Source organism: Paraburkholderia sp. MM5482-R2, assembly GCF_050436125.1.
Classification (GTDB): domain Bacteria; phylum Pseudomonadota; class Gammaproteobacteria; order Burkholderiales; family Burkholderiaceae; genus Paraburkholderia; species Paraburkholderia tuberum.
In genome coordinates this window covers 1,898,581-1,914,124 of the sequence record NZ_JBNDLP010000002.1, presented here as the reverse complement: position 1 = coordinate 1,914,124, position 15,544 = coordinate 1,898,581, and the positions used below count along the sequence as shown (strand labels likewise).

Sequence of the window (15,544 nt, the reverse complement as noted above, 5' to 3'; positions counted from 1 at the left end):
GGCGAAGGCGGTGCCCGAAGAGCTATGAGCTGTCTCGTGCAATCGCCACGATGCAAGCCGGGGGCCCTCGCCTCAGAATTTCGTCCGCATCCCCACCACCCCGAACACTTGCGTTTTCGTGCCGGAAGGCGACAGCGAATAGATCTGTGCGAACTTTGCATCGCCGGCCGCGCGCTGGTAGGTGCCGACGAGAAAGAGGTCGGTCCGTTTGCTCAGGAAATAATCGAGCCCGACATTGATCTGATGCCATTTCGGGTCGACAGGTTGTGGGTGATAGCTGCCTGATGTGTAGATGTAGGCCGCGCCGGCGAGCAAGTCGGGTAAGACATAGTCCACCAGCGAGACCTCGAAGTTGTTCAGGTCGAGCCTGGACGTATCGAGGTAGTCGAAGCGCGACTTCGTATAGAGCACGGACGCGCTTGCCGCGCCGAACTTATAGGCCCCGCCTGCGCCGAACATCCACTGTTTGGCGACGCCTGCGCCGGTCGCCGGATTAGTGATGAACGGCGAAGTGAAGCCGTAGTCGCCGGAAACGGCGCCGCCGGTGTTATTCGGATCGTTCGGCTTTGTGACCTGGTTATAGGCCGCGCCGAGCGACAGCCCGCCGTTGTGGTACGACACGCCGGCGCTGTAGCTGCTGTTGTCCGAGAACCCGTCAGCCTTGTTCGAGAAGCCATACAGCGCGGCGACTTGCAACCCGCGATAGTCGAGACTTTTGAACTGGACAGCGTTGTTGATGCGGAACGTGTCGAACACGTTATCGTTGTCGCCGATATGCGTGCCGTAGGCGGCGAACTGGCACGCCGACTCGTAGCCATAGAGGGTTGCGGCGCCGAGGTCGTATTGCCGCCCGATCGTGAGCGTGCCGATCCTATCGGACGACAAGCCGACGAACGCCTGCCGCCCGAACATGCGGCCGCCCTGCCCAAGCGATCCATTGGTGATACTGAAGCCGTTCTCCAGCGTGAAGATGGCATGCAGCCCGCCGCCGAGGTCCTCGGTTCCCTTCAGTCCGAAGCGTGGCGCCTGCATCGGGCCGTTTGCCACGTACCATGAAGAGGCGCCTTTCTGATTATTCGCATAGGCGATGCCCGTCGAGATCAAGCCGTAGAGGGTCACGCTGCTCTGGGCACTCGCCAGCCCGGCGAAGCTCAGTAGGCCCGACGCAACAAGAAGATTGGCCAATTTAGATTTCACGCGTCTGTCTCCATTCCATTTATTTAGTAAGACTGACTACCGTCTCTATGCCGACGGATTCACATTCCGCCGTGTTCTGAACGAGCCGATGACGCCCCCTGCGGTCTATGGCCATCCGGCGCGACATCTGCCGTTCAGTGCGGTTCGCGCGTGCCGGCTTCCGCGCAATTCGTCATCGCCTCAATTGTTTGGCGTGGGCGTAACCGCCCACCTTGCGGCGCAGTTCCTAGCCCTCCCTGGCAAGAACGCCATGCATTCTTCGGCAAGTCGCTGAGGGTCAAGAGCGAGACCTTGCTGTGCCACCGCAGCGGGCGTTTGGAAGTCCGGCCCATTGGTAGCCATTAGAGCCTATCGGTGCCAATAAGTAAATTGCAATTCACTTTTGGTTTACCCGAACTGTGCTGCCAGTAACGACCTGCGAGTTTGTGCTGCGCAGACGCGAAGAATCGGGGGGTGAACCGTTAGACACTGCAGCCCGTCGCAATACACGAAGCGCAACGATAGGCGTCAGTCGAAGTTGAGTTGAGCCACGAAAGACGGACTCTTTTCTTGGATGAGGGGAATGTCGGCACGGGCAAGCTTCGAAAGCCTCGTGCCACGGATATCCAGGCGGAGATGTGGAGTTCGTGAAGACTGGGCGCACGCCCAGACAATTGGTGCGCGAGTTCTCGAGCCGACAGCAGAGGATCACCAACTGGGTGGCGCAGCCGGTCCCCGAAACATCCATGCGCTGAACGCGACTTCGCGCGTGGCCTCCGGCCCCCCATGCATTTCGAGGCCTCAACCACTACATAAGATTCGCCGGCTCAGCGGCGCTCCGATTTTGCACGACGCCGTACCGGATCGCGGCCGGGTTCCTTGTCTGCGGGAGACGCGGCTGTTGTCTCAGCGGCGCCTCCTCTCACACCGTTCAGGACCAGTCGAGTCAGTACCTCAATAGCCGCCCCGTCATCAATCAGCCGGTCTGGGAAGTCACCGGCGCGCGCAGTCCAGTTGTAACCGGTGTATTCGAGCATCGAACATAGTGCCGAAGCAATCAGTTCGCTATCGAGCCCGGCGCAATAGCCTTCCTTTTGGAGGAGCTTGATCACGCTCGACATGCCTCGTATGCCCTGTTGCCTCACGCCATGCCACGCACGAGCGAACTCACGATCCGCCATCGACATCTGAAATGCTGCAGTTGCCACAGGCCAGTCATCGCGATAGATCTTCCAGAACGCACCTAACCGCTCTTTCAGGTGTTCAAGCGGGTTCCCACGCGTGTTCAAGGGGCGGTTTACTTCTGCCTTGAGGCGCGTGCGAAATTCGTCAAGCAGCTCGTGCAGCAGTGCTTCCTTGCTTGGATAGTATTTGTAGAAGGCACCCGGTGAGCGGTTGACGCTCGCCATGATGTCGGCGATTTTCGCGTTCGAAAACCCATCTACTGCCAACGCGCGCTTCGCCGCAAGCTTGATCGCTTCTCGCGTCGTATTGCCCTTCGGGGTCCGCCGGGTCGCCGGCTCGATGAGTTCGTCCATAACGAGAACAATCGTCCATTAGTCTGACCGGCACTTGGCCGGAATATTCGTCAATTGCGGCTTCCCGCTGCTCAACGGGTTTTCGACATCACTCAGTCTCGAGGAATCCAGGTCACGCCGGGGCGCCCGCCCCCCCAGATTCAACGCCCGAGTGCGTGTCAAAGCGCCGCCTGAGCCGCATGGATCGGGAGTTTCCGCTGACGTCCCCGGGACGCGTAATTGTAATTCAGATTCACTTTCGCCGGCATCGAAACCATGCACGCTCTTTCGGCCTGCCGAGAGTGTCTAGCCAGGACTGGCGGGGCAACGGCGGGACGAACACCGTAGAATTTACTGTTCACTTTGGGAGGTGCGGCGCTTCGATTCGTTACGTCGGGAAAGCCAGCCGCGTGATGGAGTGCTCAGTGCGGTCAACTGCCGGCCGGATGGGCAGGCCATCGAAAGTGGCGGGCTCGAGAAACTCGGCCTGCCGCGGGAACGTGAGGTCCTCATGCGCGGCGCGGATTACTCGGCCACCGAAACTCCGGTGGCCGCCACCGCGTGGGCCGGCGGCCCACTGACCTCATCGCCTTGCGCTGCTCTCAAGCACGAAAATCAGACGTCGTGGGATTGCAGCCATTGCACATAATCAGCAACGCCGGTCGCAACCGACCATCGTGGTTCATAGCCGAGCGCACGCACGCGCGTTATGTCCAGATAGCGTTGGTCGCTCGAAGGCCCATGAGGGTGCAGCGGCAACGGCGGTATCGCGCCTGGGAACAGCGCGTTGACTGCATCAGCGAATTCGTCCAGCCGCGTGGTTTTGCCACTGCCCACGTTGTAGACCTTGTGCTCCGGGGCAATCGCCTGATGGACCAGCGCCATGCCGTATGCATGGTCCTTGACATAGTTGAAGTCCCAAGCCATGTCCGCGCATGGCAAGCGCCCTTTGTCCGAGGTCAGATCCATGGGGACGCCGCGCACGGCGGCGTGAACCATCCGTGCGACGACGTTGATCATCTTGTTGTAGAGCGGCCCGTATGTGCCGTCGATTCTCACGATTCGGATATCGAGGTCCGTCTGGCGCTGAAAGATGGCGGCGATCGCCTCGAGCAATTTCTTGGGCCCAGCCTGAATATAGTGATGGTCCTTCTGTTCAGTGATGGCGATCGGCCCGGCCTCGCTATACGGATAGTATTTTGAGTCCAGGCCCCAGTAGATGTCGCTGGAACTCGTGATCGTCAGCTGTCCGACATTCATGATTCGACAGGCTTCGATCACATTGAGCGCACAAGCTGTTCGTAAATGGACTTCACGCGCCGGCGACATCGATTTTGGGGCATACCCCGACGCGTCGAATACCTTATCGGGCTTGATACGGGCAATCGCATCGAAGACGTCATAGCTGACCGTCAAATCAATTCGTTCCTGCTGCGGGGCATCTCCGAAAAACTCCCTGAGTTCCGCAGGCGAGCGTTCTGCTCTCGCACCTGCAATCACAATCTCTTCGCCCCTCGCGGCAAGCTCGCGCGCGACATGCATCCCTATGAAGCCAGTACCGCCCAGGACAAGCGTTTTCATTCAGGACTTCCTTTTATCCGTGTTTCAGGAGAGCACGAACCCGCGGTATCCGGCATCGGCCACCTCGTTCAGAATCTTGCGGTAAGCCGGTACCCCGCCCACGTAGGGCATGAAGATTCGAGGCTTGCCGGGGATATTGGCGCCGACGTACCACGAATTGCCGCGTGGGTAGAGGGTGCGATCGGCCACCTCGTTGACGTGGTGAACCCACTCGTTCTCCGCCTCGAGGTCGCAAGCGACGTAGGCCCTTTTGGTCTCACGCGCGTGCTGAATGAGCCGAGTGACCCAATCGACGTGCTCTTCGATGGAGTGCACGACGTTGCTGAGCACCGATGGGCTGCCGGGCCCCGCGATGATGAACATGTTCGGAAAGCCCGCGCACGATACGCCCAGGTAGGTGCGTGGACCGTGCTGCCACCTTTCCCCCAGCGTCACGCCTCCGACTCCGCGGATGTCGATGGCACGCAGCGCACCCGTCATGGCGTCGAAACCGGTCGCGAACACGAGGATGTCCAGCTCATACGCTTGGGCGCTCGTGCGCAGCCCACGCGGTGTCACTTCCTCGATCGGCGCAGCCTTCACGTCGACCAGCGTCACGTTGGGGCGGTTGAATGTTTCGTAGTAGCCGGAGTCCACACAAAGGCGCTTCGTGCCGAAGCGCAGCTCCTTCTTGGGGCAAAGCAGCTCGGCCACCTTCGGGTCGCGCACGATCGCACGGATCTTGGAGCGCACGAAGTCGGAGACATACTCGTTGGCTTTTTCATTGACCAGCAGGTCATTGAATGCGCGGAGCATCCGGAATCCACCACCGGCACCGCGCCAGCGGAACTCGAACTCGCGCAGCCGCTCCTCTTCTGAAACCTCGAGGGCCGATTTGTCGACTGCCTCCAGATACAGGCCGTTGTTGGCTTCTCTCGCGCGAGCCCGCCGCTCACGGTAGTGGGCCTTGGCATGGCGGACGGCCTCATCGTCGAGCGGCTCGTTCTGCGCCGGCACGCTGAAGTTGGCGGTGCGCTGGAAGACTGTCAAATGGTCGGCCTGCTCCGCGATCAACGGAATCATCTGCACACCGCTAGAACCGGTGCCTATCACCCCTACCCGCTTGCCAGCGAAATCCACGCCCTGTTTCGGCCAATCGGCGCTGTGATACCAGGTGCCGGCGAAGCTGTGCAGGCCCTTGAAATTCGGGGCTTGCGCGATCGAAAGGCATCCAGTGGCCATAACACAGAACTGCGCGTCGAATGACTCGCCCGCGTCTGTCTCCAGGGTCCATCGCTTTGCCCGCTCGTCAAATACTGCCCGCGTCACACGCGTGCGAAACTGGATGTCCCGCCGCAGGTCGAATCGCTCGGCGACGTGGCGGATGTAACGCAAAATTTCCGGCTGTGTCGCGTAGCGCTCGCTCCAGGTCCATTCCTGTTCGAGCTCCTTGTCGAAGGAAAATGAGTAGTCGAGGCTTTCTACGTCGCACCGCGCGCCGGGGTAGCGGTTCCAGTACCAGGTGCCGCCGACGTCCTCGCCGGCCTCGATCACGCGGGCAGTCAGGCCCGCCTTGCGGGCGCGGTGCAACTGGTAGAGGCCGGCGAAGCCGGCCCCGACGATGACGACATCAAGCGACTTTTGTTGATTTGATGCATTCATTCCGGGGTCTTCCGATTCAGGTTGACAAAGCAGTAGCGCGCTGCGATCGCACCTCAGGAGCATCGGGCGTTCGATGCAGCCCGCCTGCGCGGCGCTATCTTCGAGCAGCCCTCCTCCCCACGCGGCGCCTAAACATCTGTCCTGAAATCCTCCGATTTCGGTGCGCGGTGATGGGTCCAGCGCGGCCCATGAAACGTATTACAATGCATGGCGCACAAAAAGTAAATCCAGATTCATTTATCGGAAACCCTTATTTGAAGTGATGGTAGCTTCGTCGAACTGGCGCTTGGTTAGCCGACCATGCCGCCCCTTCACCGCGGGAGAGTCGCGGCCATGCATGCAGACCAAAGCGAGAGGCGATCAAGCAGCGCGCCATGCGCGCGACATCGATGGCTTTGCCGCCGCGAAGGCCGCGGACGTCATGGCGCAGGCGGATTCAACCCCCGGTGGTCCTACTATTTCAAGATGAAGGAGTCGATCAGCAATGCCTCATACGCCGCAGCCAACCAAAGTCTGAGGACAAGTAACTTCGGTGGGAGAAATTCCGTCCGATGCGGTTTTCCGGCTAACCGGCTCTGCTCTTTTCAGCGGCAAGCCACGCTTCCCGCAGTTGGTTCTTTTGAACTTTGCCGATACTTGAAAGTGGTAACGGCTCGCTGCGGATGTCGTAGCTGCGTGGAACCTTGTAGCCGGCAATCTGCGCCCGGCAATGTGCGTCCAGTTCTGAGATGCTCAAACTCGCGCCAGGTTTCGGAACAACCGCGGCATGCACCCGATCTCCCCAGCGCTCATCGGGCAGACCCAAGACTGCGCAGGCGTCTACCGAAGGGTGCGAAGCCAACGCGTTCTCGACTTCGGCGCAATAGATGTTCTCGCCACCACTGATGATCATGTCCTTTATCCGATCGACGATGTACAGAAAACCGTCCTCGTCTAGATAGCCCGCATCACCGGAATAGAGCCAACCGTCAACGAGCGTCTGGGCAGTCTTCTCGGGCGCCTTCCAATAACCGCGCATGATAGCCGGGCCGCGCAGCAGGATCTCGCCCGCTTCCCCCGGTTTGCATGGGCGAGATTGATCGTTTGCAATACGGATCTCAAAGCCGGGCAACGCCTGCCCTGCCGATTTCAGTTTTCCCGCCTTGGGGCCGCTCAAGACATGCCGGTCGGGGGGCAAGCTACAAATGCCTCCGCATGCCTCGGTCATTCCATAGAACTGGTTGATCCGCGCATTGGGAAAGGCCTGCAGCATTCGAGCAAGCAACGCCTGCGATATCGGAGCAGCACCGTACTGGATCGAGCGAATTCGCGATAGAAGCTCGTCATCGCGCTCGGGCCCGTCCAGGACCATCGCAACCATCGTTGGGACGAGCTGAACGTGCGTGACACCATCGTCGCGCAGGCGCCGATAGAAAACCTCCGGCTTGAATTGCGCTATGAAGCTGTGCGTGCCGCCGCCAAGCGTCACAGCCAGCCCATTTGCAAGGTCTCCCAAATGGAACATCGGCGTCGAATGGAGATAGACCGTGTCCTGGTTGTACCCGAGTTCGCGATGCAGGCTCATCGCGGCGAAGCTGAAGTTCAGGTGCGTCAACTCCACTCCCTTGGGCAGTCCGGTCGTCCCCCCTGTGTAGCAGATCCCGGCTAGCGAATTGAGGTCACCGCAAGCATCCTCAACACGCGGGTGCTCGAGCATCGCCGCATACCGCGCGTCGTCGAAGCGGATGAATTCCTTTAGAGACGGCAGAACCTCAGCCATCCGCGCTCCGAACTCCTCGAACGACTCGTCGCTGAACAGCAGCACGGAATCGGAGTGCTCCACGATGTGGCGAAGCTCCTCGAAGGCCAAACGCGTGTTGAGGGGAACAATCACTCCGCCCGCCCACCAGATCGCCATCAGGAGTTCAAAATAGCGAGGCGAATTCCTCGCCAGCGTGGCTACCCGATCACCGCGCTCGAGCCCCGCAGATTGCAGGGCGCCAGCCAGCGCTGAGACTCGTCCCAACAGCTCGGGCCAGGTGCGCCGTTCGTCACCACTGGAAATGGCCAGCCCTTTTGGACAAATGCTCGCCGCTCTGCGCAGCGCTGCCGTCGACATCATAAATGGCGCTCCATGATCGTAAAAACTGAAGATTCAGTCGAACAGGCGAACCCGGCTTCATGGCCGAAGCCCCGCCGCACATCCGAAGCCGAAAAGGTGGTTTGCCGCAAGCCTGTCCGCTTCCACAGCGAATTGTCTCATCATCCATCCTTAAAAGTAAATCTTGAATTACCGAGGAAAACCCTACCACATTGGCGCCGTTGCCCGTTGCAGTAGCCAAGATTTGCGTGTAAATTCTGATTTACTTTAAACAACCATTCTTCAACGTCATGACCCGTCCGCCGAACACACTAAACGATTTGATTTCTCGTCGACACACCTGCAGAGCCTTTCTGCCGACTCCCGTCGCGCGCAGCACCATCGAGTCCATCCTGGAGGCCGCGCAGCGAACACCTTCGTGGGGCAACGTGCAGCCCTGGCAGGTGACCATCGTTTCGGGTGACGCCGCCGATACATTCCGAGAGGCGTACACCCGCTTCGCTCAGAAAAACGAACCGATTGCGCCCGACTTCGAATTTCCGCAGTCCTATGAAGGTGTCTTGAAAGATCGCCGTCGGGAATGCGGCTGGCGGCTCTATGAAAGCGTGGGCGTCAAAAAGGGCGATCGCGAAGGTTCGGCGCGTCAAACGCTGGAGAACTTCCGTTTTTTTGGCGCTCCACACGTGGCGATCATCACGACCCACCGTTGTCTCGGCACGTACGGTGCCGTCGACGCCGGCGCCTACCTGGCGAACTTCATCCTTGCGGCACAGGATCTTGGAGTAGCCTCTGCGCCGCAAGCAGCCTTGGCCTCGTATCCACAGTTCATACGTTCCCATCTGGGTATTTCCGACGATCGACATGTGGTGGTTGGCATCTCTTTCGGGTACGAAGACACCGCTCACGCAGCGAACAATTTCAGGACGGGACGTGCTCCACTCGATGAAGTGGTGACCTGGATCGATTGACGCCGGAGAAAGCGGGAAGCTGCCCCTGCGCGCCGATATCGGCCGTTCCGAACAGCGACCGCATGAACACGAACTCCGATGCGTCGAGACGCTTTTGGGCATGAGGGGATTGACGTCCAGCACCGCTGGGGCGTCGATCAGCGCAAAGCGGCCCTGCGGCGCGATCCATTCCACGATATCGGCGAGGTGCGCATAGGTGTTCGTCGTGCAGAACACGAGAGCCGGTGGCGCATTGAGCGACAGCGCCTCGACCCCTGGCCGGTGATGCCGAATGATCGACGACAAGATGTGCGCCGAGCGACCGAACCCACTCGATCGTCTCGGGCCGCGAGGCGGTGGCGATGACGGTGATATCGGTCAGGACGCGTGCAAGTTGGACGGCGATTGAGCCGACGCCACCTGCGCCGCCGACGATGAGGAGCGCCCGGGCCGCACCGGGCACACTCCCATTCACGTCTAGCCGATCGAACAGTGCTCCCAAGTCAACTGGCCTCCCCGCTCGCCAAGCACGTTGTCTCGATCCATGATTCTGGATAACGGGCGGCGCCGCGATCAGCGGGGGACTTGCCCGCCATCGACGGTGAAGGTCTGCCCCGTGATGAACGACGCTTGGGATGAGTTGAGGAAAAGCACCATGCCAGACATTTCCTCAGGCTCCGCTGGGCGGGCGAGCGGGATGGTCTGCAACAATCTTTGACTGAACTCAGCGTCTTCCAACCAACCCTTGGTCATGGCAGTGGCGACCAGGCCAGGAGCGATGGCATTCACGCGGATGCCCTGAGTGGCATAGTCGAGCGCGGCTGCCTTTGTAAGACCGATCACGCCATGCTTGGCGGCGACGTAGGAAGACGTGTTCCGGCCGGCGATCAGCCCGGCCACTGAGGCCGTGTTGACGATCGAGCCGCCCCCCGCCGTCAGCATGTGCGAGATCTGATACTTCAGGCAGAGAAACACGCCGCGCAAGTCGATCGAGATGACCTTGTCGAAGTCCGCGACCGACATTTCGGCGAGAGGGGTGGCTGTCGGCAGGATGCCGGCGTTGTTGAACGCGCAGTCGAGGCGGCCGTAGGTATCGACCGTGGCCTTGACGAGGGCTTCGACCGAAGCAGGATCGCTTACGTCGGTCCGCACGAACAGGGCCTCGCCGCCAGCCCGCTTGATCTGCGCAACGGTTTCCGTCGCGCCCTCGTTGACGTCTCCGATCACGACCTTCGCGCCTTGGCCGGCGAACGCTTTCGCGGTCGCTTGTCCGATCCCGGTAGCGCCGCCGGTGATCAGCACAACTTTATCCGTGTAGTCTAAAAGGTTGGGCATTTCCTTCATCCATAGGAAAGTATGAAGTCCGAATAACCACGAGGACGGGTTCCAAGAATGTTCCCCGTCCTCGAACTCACCATCAGACCAATTCGGCGAGCGCCGCTGCGTCGAACCCTTTCAGCGCGCCGTATTCGCCGTGTTCGACCTTTTTGACCCAGCTTGGGTCGTTGAGAATGGCTCTGCCAACGGCGATCAGATCGAATTCGTCGCGTTCCATTCGCTCGACGAGACGGTCCAGGCTCGCAGGACTCGATCCCTCGCCGGCAAAAGAGGTGGCGAAATCCTTTTCAAGCCCGACCGATCCGACGCTGATCGTCGCGGCACCCGTCACCTTCTTGGCCCAGCCGGCAAAATTTAGCCCATTTTCGCCATCGATCTCAGGAAACTCGGGTTCCCAGAAGCGTCGCTGCGAGCAGTGCAAGAGATCGACGCCGGCTTCAACCAGCGGCAGTAGCCAGTCCTCCATGATCGCCGGGGTCTCGGCGACGCGCACGCTCAAATCCTGCTGCTTCCACTGACTGAACCGCATGATGATCGGGAAATCCGGACCGACGGCGTCTCGCACGGCAGCGACAATCTCACTTGCGAAGCGGGACCGCTCCTTGATCGTCGGCCCACCATAGCGATCGGTCCGCTGGTTGGTCCCCGACCAAAAAAACTGGTCGATCAGATAGCCATGGGCGCCATGGATCTCTGCCGCGTCGAAGCCGAGCGCTTTGGCGTCTCTTGCCGCCTTGGCGAAGGCGGCAACCGTATCCGCGATGTCCTCTTCGGTCATAGCCACGCCGCGAGGGTCGCCGGGCGCCACTAGCCCGGATGGGCTTTCGACCGGCGCATCGGGCTCCCAGTTGTTGATGTAACGGGTGGAACCGGTGTGCCAGATCTGCGGCGCCATGCGTCCGCCTGCGCCGTGGACGGCATCGATCACATCTTTCCAACCAGCTAGCGCGGCCTCGCCATAAAACAACGGAATGCCGCCGTCGTTGCGTGATGCAGGACGGTCAATGACCGTCCCTTCGGACAGAATAAGCCCCACGCGCCCTTCCGCCCGGCGCCGGTAATAGATGACGTTCGCGTCGCCAGGCACGCCCTCGGGGGCAAAGAGCCGCGTCATCGGGGCCATGACGATCCGGTTCTTCAGGTTGAGCGAGCGGATTGAGAAGGGACGAAACAGGGTGCTGGTATCGGGGTGAAACATTGAAGAGGCTCCGTTGCAAACAAAGGCATCATGGTATATGTTTGATACCTGCCGTCAATTAGGCACCTGAAGTCGCCCAGGTGTATCGAAGGAAACCACCATGCCCGTTCCCGAACTGAAATGCTTTTCGTCTGACTGTCCCAGCCGCGCACTCTTCGACCAGATCGCGGACAAGTGGTCGATGATGGTTCTGGTCGTGCTGGATGACGGGCCGCAGCGTTTCAACGCCATCCGGCGGCGCCTCCAAGGCGTCACGCAGAAGGCGCTCACCCAAAGTCTTCGCCGGCTCGAGCGCAACGGCCTGATCTCGAGGACAGTCGTTTCGCTGTCTCCGGTGGCGGTGCAGTATCAGATCACGCCTCTTGGGCGCACGTTGCAGCCGCCATTGCGGGCACTGCATGAGTGGACGCTCGTCAAGTTTTCCGAGGTCGAGGCCGCACGTCAGGCGTTCGACGCGGCGGCGGGTGGAAGCGCGTTGGCGGAAGGATCAGAACATCGGCAGTTTGCTTGACGAGCGACCTGCAGGCTCTTGTCGACCAGGACCTGTGAGGGCGACCGGGACACTACCGCCGAACGGGTTGGCCCACGGCACCCGGTATCCTCAAGCCTACCAGCGCTACTCCAGGTGCCTAATTGACGTCTAGGTCTACGACATATACCTTGGCCTCCTTTGACGACGATGGAGAGTCCAGATATGCGCAACAATCTTCAGTTCTATATCAACGGATCGTGGGTAGAGCCTGCCGGCGACACCGTGATCGATGTCATCAACCCCGCGGATGAATCTGTCTCCGGCCAAGTCGCGATCGGCGACGCCCGCGACGTCGACCGAGCGGTCGCCGCAGCTCGCGCTGCGTTCGAGACCTTCTCGCTGACTTCGGTCGAGGACCGTCTTGCGCTCTTCGACCGTATCATCGCCGCCTACCAACGGCGTGCCGGAGACCTGGCCCACGCGGTTTCGGAGGAGATGGGCGCGCCGCTTTGGCTTGCCGAGCAGTATCAGGTGCCCGTCGGTCTCGGCCACCTTCAGATCGGCCGGACTGCGCTCGCGGGCTATAGCTTCGAGGGCCCCCACGGCACTGCACACATCGTGCGTGAGCCGATCGGGGTCTGTGCGCTCATCACCCCTTGGAACTGGCCGCTCAACCAGATCGCCTGCAAGGTCGCCGCGGCGCTGGCGACCGGTTGCACGATGGTCGTGAAGCCGTCGGAAATCTCGCCGTATTCGGCGACGATCTTCGCCGAGATCATGCATGAGGCTAAGACGCCTGCCGGCGTGTTCAACCTGGTGCAAGGCGACGGAGCAGGCGTGGGCAATGCCCTGACCGCACATCCCGATGTCGATCTCGTCTCGTTCACCGGATCCACGCCAGCCGGCATCCAGGTGGCGCGCAATGCGGCCCAGACGGTGAAGCGCGTGCATCAGGAACTGGGCGGCAAGTCGCCCAACATCCTCCTGCCCAGCGCCGATCTGGCGTCTGCTGTTGCGGCGGGCGTCGCGGGCGTCATGATCAATAGCGGTCAATCCTGCGGTGCGCCCACGCGGATGTTGGTTCCCGCCGAGCGGATGGCGGAGGCCTCCGAGCTTGCCAGGGCCGCAGCCGAGCAGTGGACCGTGGGGCATCCGGCTAGCAGCGCGAAGATGGGACCGGTCGTATCTGAGGCGCAGTGGAACAAGATCCAGCGCCTGATCCAGTCCGGCATCGATGAAGGCGCGACGCTCGTCACCGGCGGTCCTGGCCGACCCGAGGGACTGGAAACGGGCTTCTATGTTCGCCCGACCGTCTTCGCCAATGTGAAGAACGATATGGCGATCGCACAGCAGGAGATCTTCGGTCCGGTTCTCGCAATCATCGGTTATGCCGATGAAGCCGACGCCATCGCCATCGCCAACGACACGGTTTTTGGGCTGGCGGCTTACGTCCAGGGCGAGCCGGCCCAGGCCGAGCGCGTTGCGCGCAGGCTGCGCGCCGGCCAAGTCACGCTGAACTATGCCGACATGGACTTTGCCGCGCCGTTTGGCGGGTACAAGCAATCGGGCAACGGACGCGAATGGGGCGAGGTTGCCTTCGGCGAATACCTGGAGACCAAGGCGATCATCGGCTCTCGTCGGGCCGTCTGACGTAACGTACACAGCCTCGCTTCGGCTGCAATCAACTCCACCCTCGTTGGCTTGCAGCCGACACTGGCGACACTTAGGAAGACGAACATGAAAATTGGCATCATCGGCGCAGGCAACATCGGCGCAACGCTCGCGCAAAAATTTTCCGCGAACGGGCACAGCATCAAGCTGACCTCAACCCGCACCCCCGACGAACTACGCCAATTGGCCCAAAAGGTGGGCGCGGAACCGGTCACTCCGGCCGAAGCAGTCAAGAACGTCGACGTCGTCGTCGTTTCCATTCCTTTCAAGAACAACCCGGAGCTCGCCGGCCTGTTCGCCGATGTGCCGGCGGACGTGGTCGTCATCGACACCTCGAATTACTATCCCGTGCGCGACGGCAATATCGCCGAAGTCGACGACGGCAAGCCCGAGAGCGTCTGGTCTAGCGCCCAGTTCGGCCGCCCGGTAGTGAAGACGTTTAACGCCATTCTGGCTGGCGTGCTTGCGGACGGGGGAAAACCGCGCGGCGCAGCCGATCGCATCGCCGTACCGGTTGCAGGCGATGATGCGGCCGCCAAGGCGATCGCGCAGACGCTGGTGGACGAAACCGGGTTCGAGCCGGTCGATGCGGGAAGCCTTGCCGACTCCTGGCGTCAGCAGCCGGGCACGCCGGCCTATTGCACCTCCCTGACAGCGCATGACCTGCGCAAAGCGCTGGCGGCAGCGGACAAGGCCCGTGCGCCGCAGAACCTCCAAGCGCTCATGGACCGACTCGGCGCGTACCCCGCTTTCCCGAGCACCGACGAAATGACCGCGCTGAACCGAGAACTCAATCGCGGGAGCTAAGTGGTGCACTGAGCCGATGACGCCGATCAGCGGGAACGCAATGATGGGCGCTTCGACGTGCCGACAACGGAACAGGCCTTCGCTGCGTGCAGCAAGAGCCAACCACGCGTTTGCAATGACCATCGTATAGGTCAAACCAGGGCGAGTCTCCGGCTGCGCCAGCGGCTCACCTCACTGAGTTAGCGGGCGGTTATGCCGCCATCATGAACAAACACTTGACCCGTGACATAGCTCGAGGCATCGCTCGCAAGGTAGATGACGAGGCCCACGAGGTCAGCCGGCCTACCTCTATAGCCGAGCGGCACCTCCCGCTCGACAAAGGCGTCCATCTGCGCGACGGCCGCGGCGCCGCCCGTCGTGTCGCGCTCACGTCCAAGGCGCGTGCCACTATGCCAGCCCGGCGCGATCGCGTTCGACCGCACTTGCTCGGCCGCATACTCGATTGCGAGCTGCCGCGTGAAGCCAATCAGTCCGGCTTTCGATGCCGCATAGGGAATCGCGGTGACTGGGAAGCCTGGGTAGACACCGACGGTGCCGAGATAAGAACTGATGTTCACCACTGAACCGCGCCCGCTCTGAATCAATGCCGGCAGCAGTGCCTGCGTAACCAGGAAGGCGCCGCGCAAGTTGATCGCGAAGACACGATCCCAGTCCTTCGCCTGGACGTCCAGCAAACGCCCGGGCCGAGTTGCGATGCCAGCGTTGTTGATCAGCACGTCTAGCTTTCCGCCACACCAGGCAAGGACTTTTTCTGCCATCTGTGAAACGCCCGCTTCGTCGCCAAGATCAGCGACAACGCGGCAATCGCAGACGCCTACGGCCTCGCAGGCCGCGAGCGCCTCCGCCTCGCGATCGACCCAAGCCACCGCTGCGCCAGATTGGGAAAGCGCTTCGGCAAACATACGGCCCAAGCCGGATGCAGCACCGGTCACGACAACTTTCCTGCCGGCCAGGTCAAAGAGAGCGCCGGGCAGACCGCTCTGTGGTGTGCGATCCGTCGGCATCATCGCGCAACGGCCTCGCAGTCACGACGAATCGATTCGCAGCGTGACACGCTGGATCGAGCGAATGCGACGCGGATTGCCGACGCTGCCAAACCGGCTGCGTTTATCTTCT

12 protein-coding genes are annotated in these 15,544 nt (G+C 61.1%); 4 read left to right on the top strand and 8 right to left on the bottom strand.

Going from position 1 to position 15,544, the window contains the following annotated elements; translation table 11 throughout:
• Nucleotides 1–72: 72 nt before the first annotated feature.
• The 5 genes from OKW37_RS11645 to OKW37_RS11625 form a co-directional block, all read right to left on the bottom strand.
• The gene (locus tag OKW37_RS11645; RefSeq protein WP_429406369.1) at nt 73–1,197 is read right to left on the bottom strand and encodes a porin; all 1,125 of its coding nucleotides are present in this window, start codon (nt 1,195–1,197) and stop codon (nt 73–75) included.
• A gap of 806 nt (nt 1,198–2,003) precedes the next feature.
• The gene (locus tag OKW37_RS11640; RefSeq protein ID WP_429406371.1) at nt 2,004–2,714 is read right to left on the bottom strand and encodes a TetR/AcrR family transcriptional regulator; all 711 of its coding nucleotides are present in this window, start codon (nt 2,712–2,714) and stop codon (nt 2,004–2,006) included.
• A gap of 594 nt (nt 2,715–3,308) precedes the next feature.
• Nucleotides 3,309–4,274: an NAD-dependent epimerase/dehydratase family protein gene (locus OKW37_RS11635; protein ID WP_184063076.1), complete on the bottom strand. Its 966-nt coding sequence runs from the start codon at nt 4,272–4,274 to the stop codon at nt 3,309–3,311.
• 24 nt (nt 4,275–4,298) lie between these two features.
• Nucleotides 4,299–5,915: a flavin-containing monooxygenase gene (locus OKW37_RS11630; protein ID WP_429406374.1), complete on the bottom strand. Its 1,617-nt coding sequence runs from the start codon at nt 5,913–5,915 to the stop codon at nt 4,299–4,301.
• 565 nt (nt 5,916–6,480) lie between these two features.
• A complete protein-coding gene (locus OKW37_RS11625) occupies nt 6,481–8,016 on the bottom strand; it encodes a class I adenylate-forming enzyme family protein (protein ID WP_429406376.1) in 1,536 nt (511 codons plus the stop codon).
• Between the two features lie 269 nt (nt 8,017–8,285).
• Here OKW37_RS11625 and OKW37_RS11620 point away from each other — a divergent pair, with 269 nt between their 5' ends.
• The gene (locus tag OKW37_RS11620) at nt 8,286–8,963 is read left to right on the top strand and encodes a nitroreductase (RefSeq protein WP_429406378.1); all 678 of its coding nucleotides are present in this window, start codon (nt 8,286–8,288) and stop codon (nt 8,961–8,963) included.
• Nucleotides 8,964–9,515: 552 nt separating this feature from the next.
• On the opposite strand, the gene OKW37_RS11615 is transcribed toward OKW37_RS11620, so the two are convergent.
• Together OKW37_RS11615 and OKW37_RS11610 are read right to left on the bottom strand one after the other, a co-directional pair.
• Complete coding sequence (locus tag OKW37_RS11615) at nt 9,516–10,277, bottom strand: SDR family NAD(P)-dependent oxidoreductase (protein WP_429406380.1); 762 nt, start codon at nt 10,275–10,277, stop codon at nt 9,516–9,518.
• Nucleotides 10,278–10,359: 82 nt separating this feature from the next.
• Complete coding sequence (locus OKW37_RS11610; protein WP_429406382.1) at nt 10,360–11,478, bottom strand: NADH:flavin oxidoreductase; 1,119 nt, start codon at nt 11,476–11,478, stop codon at nt 10,360–10,362.
• 100 nt (nt 11,479–11,578) lie between these two features.
• On the opposite strand from OKW37_RS11610, the gene OKW37_RS11605 reads away from it, so the two are divergent.
• From OKW37_RS11605 to OKW37_RS11595, 3 genes are all read left to right on the top strand, one after another.
• Nucleotides 11,579–11,989, top strand: a complete 411-nt coding sequence (locus OKW37_RS11605; protein WP_184063090.1) for a winged helix-turn-helix transcriptional regulator — start codon at nt 11,579–11,581, stop codon at nt 11,987–11,989.
• 183 nt (nt 11,990–12,172) lie between these two features.
• Complete coding sequence (locus OKW37_RS11600) at nt 12,173–13,600, top strand: aldehyde dehydrogenase family protein (RefSeq protein ID WP_429406384.1); 1,428 nt, start codon at nt 12,173–12,175, stop codon at nt 13,598–13,600.
• Nucleotides 13,601–13,651: 51 nt separating this feature from the next.
• Nucleotides 13,652–14,428, top strand: a complete 777-nt coding sequence (locus tag OKW37_RS11595; RefSeq protein WP_429406386.1) for an NADPH-dependent F420 reductase — start codon at nt 13,652–13,654, stop codon at nt 14,426–14,428.
• Between the two features lie 179 nt (nt 14,429–14,607).
• Here OKW37_RS11595 and OKW37_RS11590 read toward each other — a convergent pair whose 3' ends face one another.
• Entirely contained in the window at nt 14,608–15,435 is an 828-nt protein-coding gene (locus tag OKW37_RS11590; protein ID WP_184069156.1) for an SDR family NAD(P)-dependent oxidoreductase, read from the bottom strand.
• Nucleotides 15,436–15,544 lie beyond the last annotated feature (109 nt).

Excerpts from the sequence above, each read along its gene's own strand:
- OKW37_RS11640 (WP_429406371.1), bottom strand. The coding sequence starts at position 2,714 with ATGGACGAACTCATCGAGCCGGCGACCCGGCGGACCCCGAAGGGCAAT.
- OKW37_RS11635 (WP_184063076.1), bottom strand. The coding sequence starts at position 4,274 with ATGAAAACGCTTGTCCTGGGCGGTACTGGCTTCATAGGGATGCATGTC.
- OKW37_RS11630 (WP_429406374.1), bottom strand. The coding sequence starts at position 5,915 with ATGAATGCATCAAATCAACAAAAGTCGCTTGATGTCGTCATCGTCGGG.
- OKW37_RS11625 (WP_429406376.1), bottom strand. The coding sequence starts at position 8,016 with ATGATGTCGACGGCAGCGCTGCGCAGAGCGGCGAGCATTTGTCCAAAA.
- OKW37_RS11620 (WP_429406378.1), top strand. The coding sequence starts at position 8,286 with ATGACCCGTCCGCCGAACACACTAAACGATTTGATTTCTCGTCGACAC.
- OKW37_RS11615 (WP_429406380.1), bottom strand. The coding sequence starts at position 10,277 with ATGCCCAACCTTTTAGACTACACGGATAAAGTTGTGCTGATCACCGGC.
- OKW37_RS11610 (WP_429406382.1), bottom strand. The coding sequence starts at position 11,478 with ATGTTTCACCCCGATACCAGCACCCTGTTTCGTCCCTTCTCAATCCGC.
- OKW37_RS11605 (WP_184063090.1), top strand. The coding sequence starts at position 11,579 with ATGCCCGTTCCCGAACTGAAATGCTTTTCGTCTGACTGTCCCAGCCGC.
- OKW37_RS11600 (WP_429406384.1), top strand. The coding sequence starts at position 12,173 with ATGCGCAACAATCTTCAGTTCTATATCAACGGATCGTGGGTAGAGCCT.
- OKW37_RS11590 (WP_184069156.1), bottom strand. The coding sequence starts at position 15,435 with ATGATGCCGACGGATCGCACACCACAGAGCGGTCTGCCCGGCGCTCTC.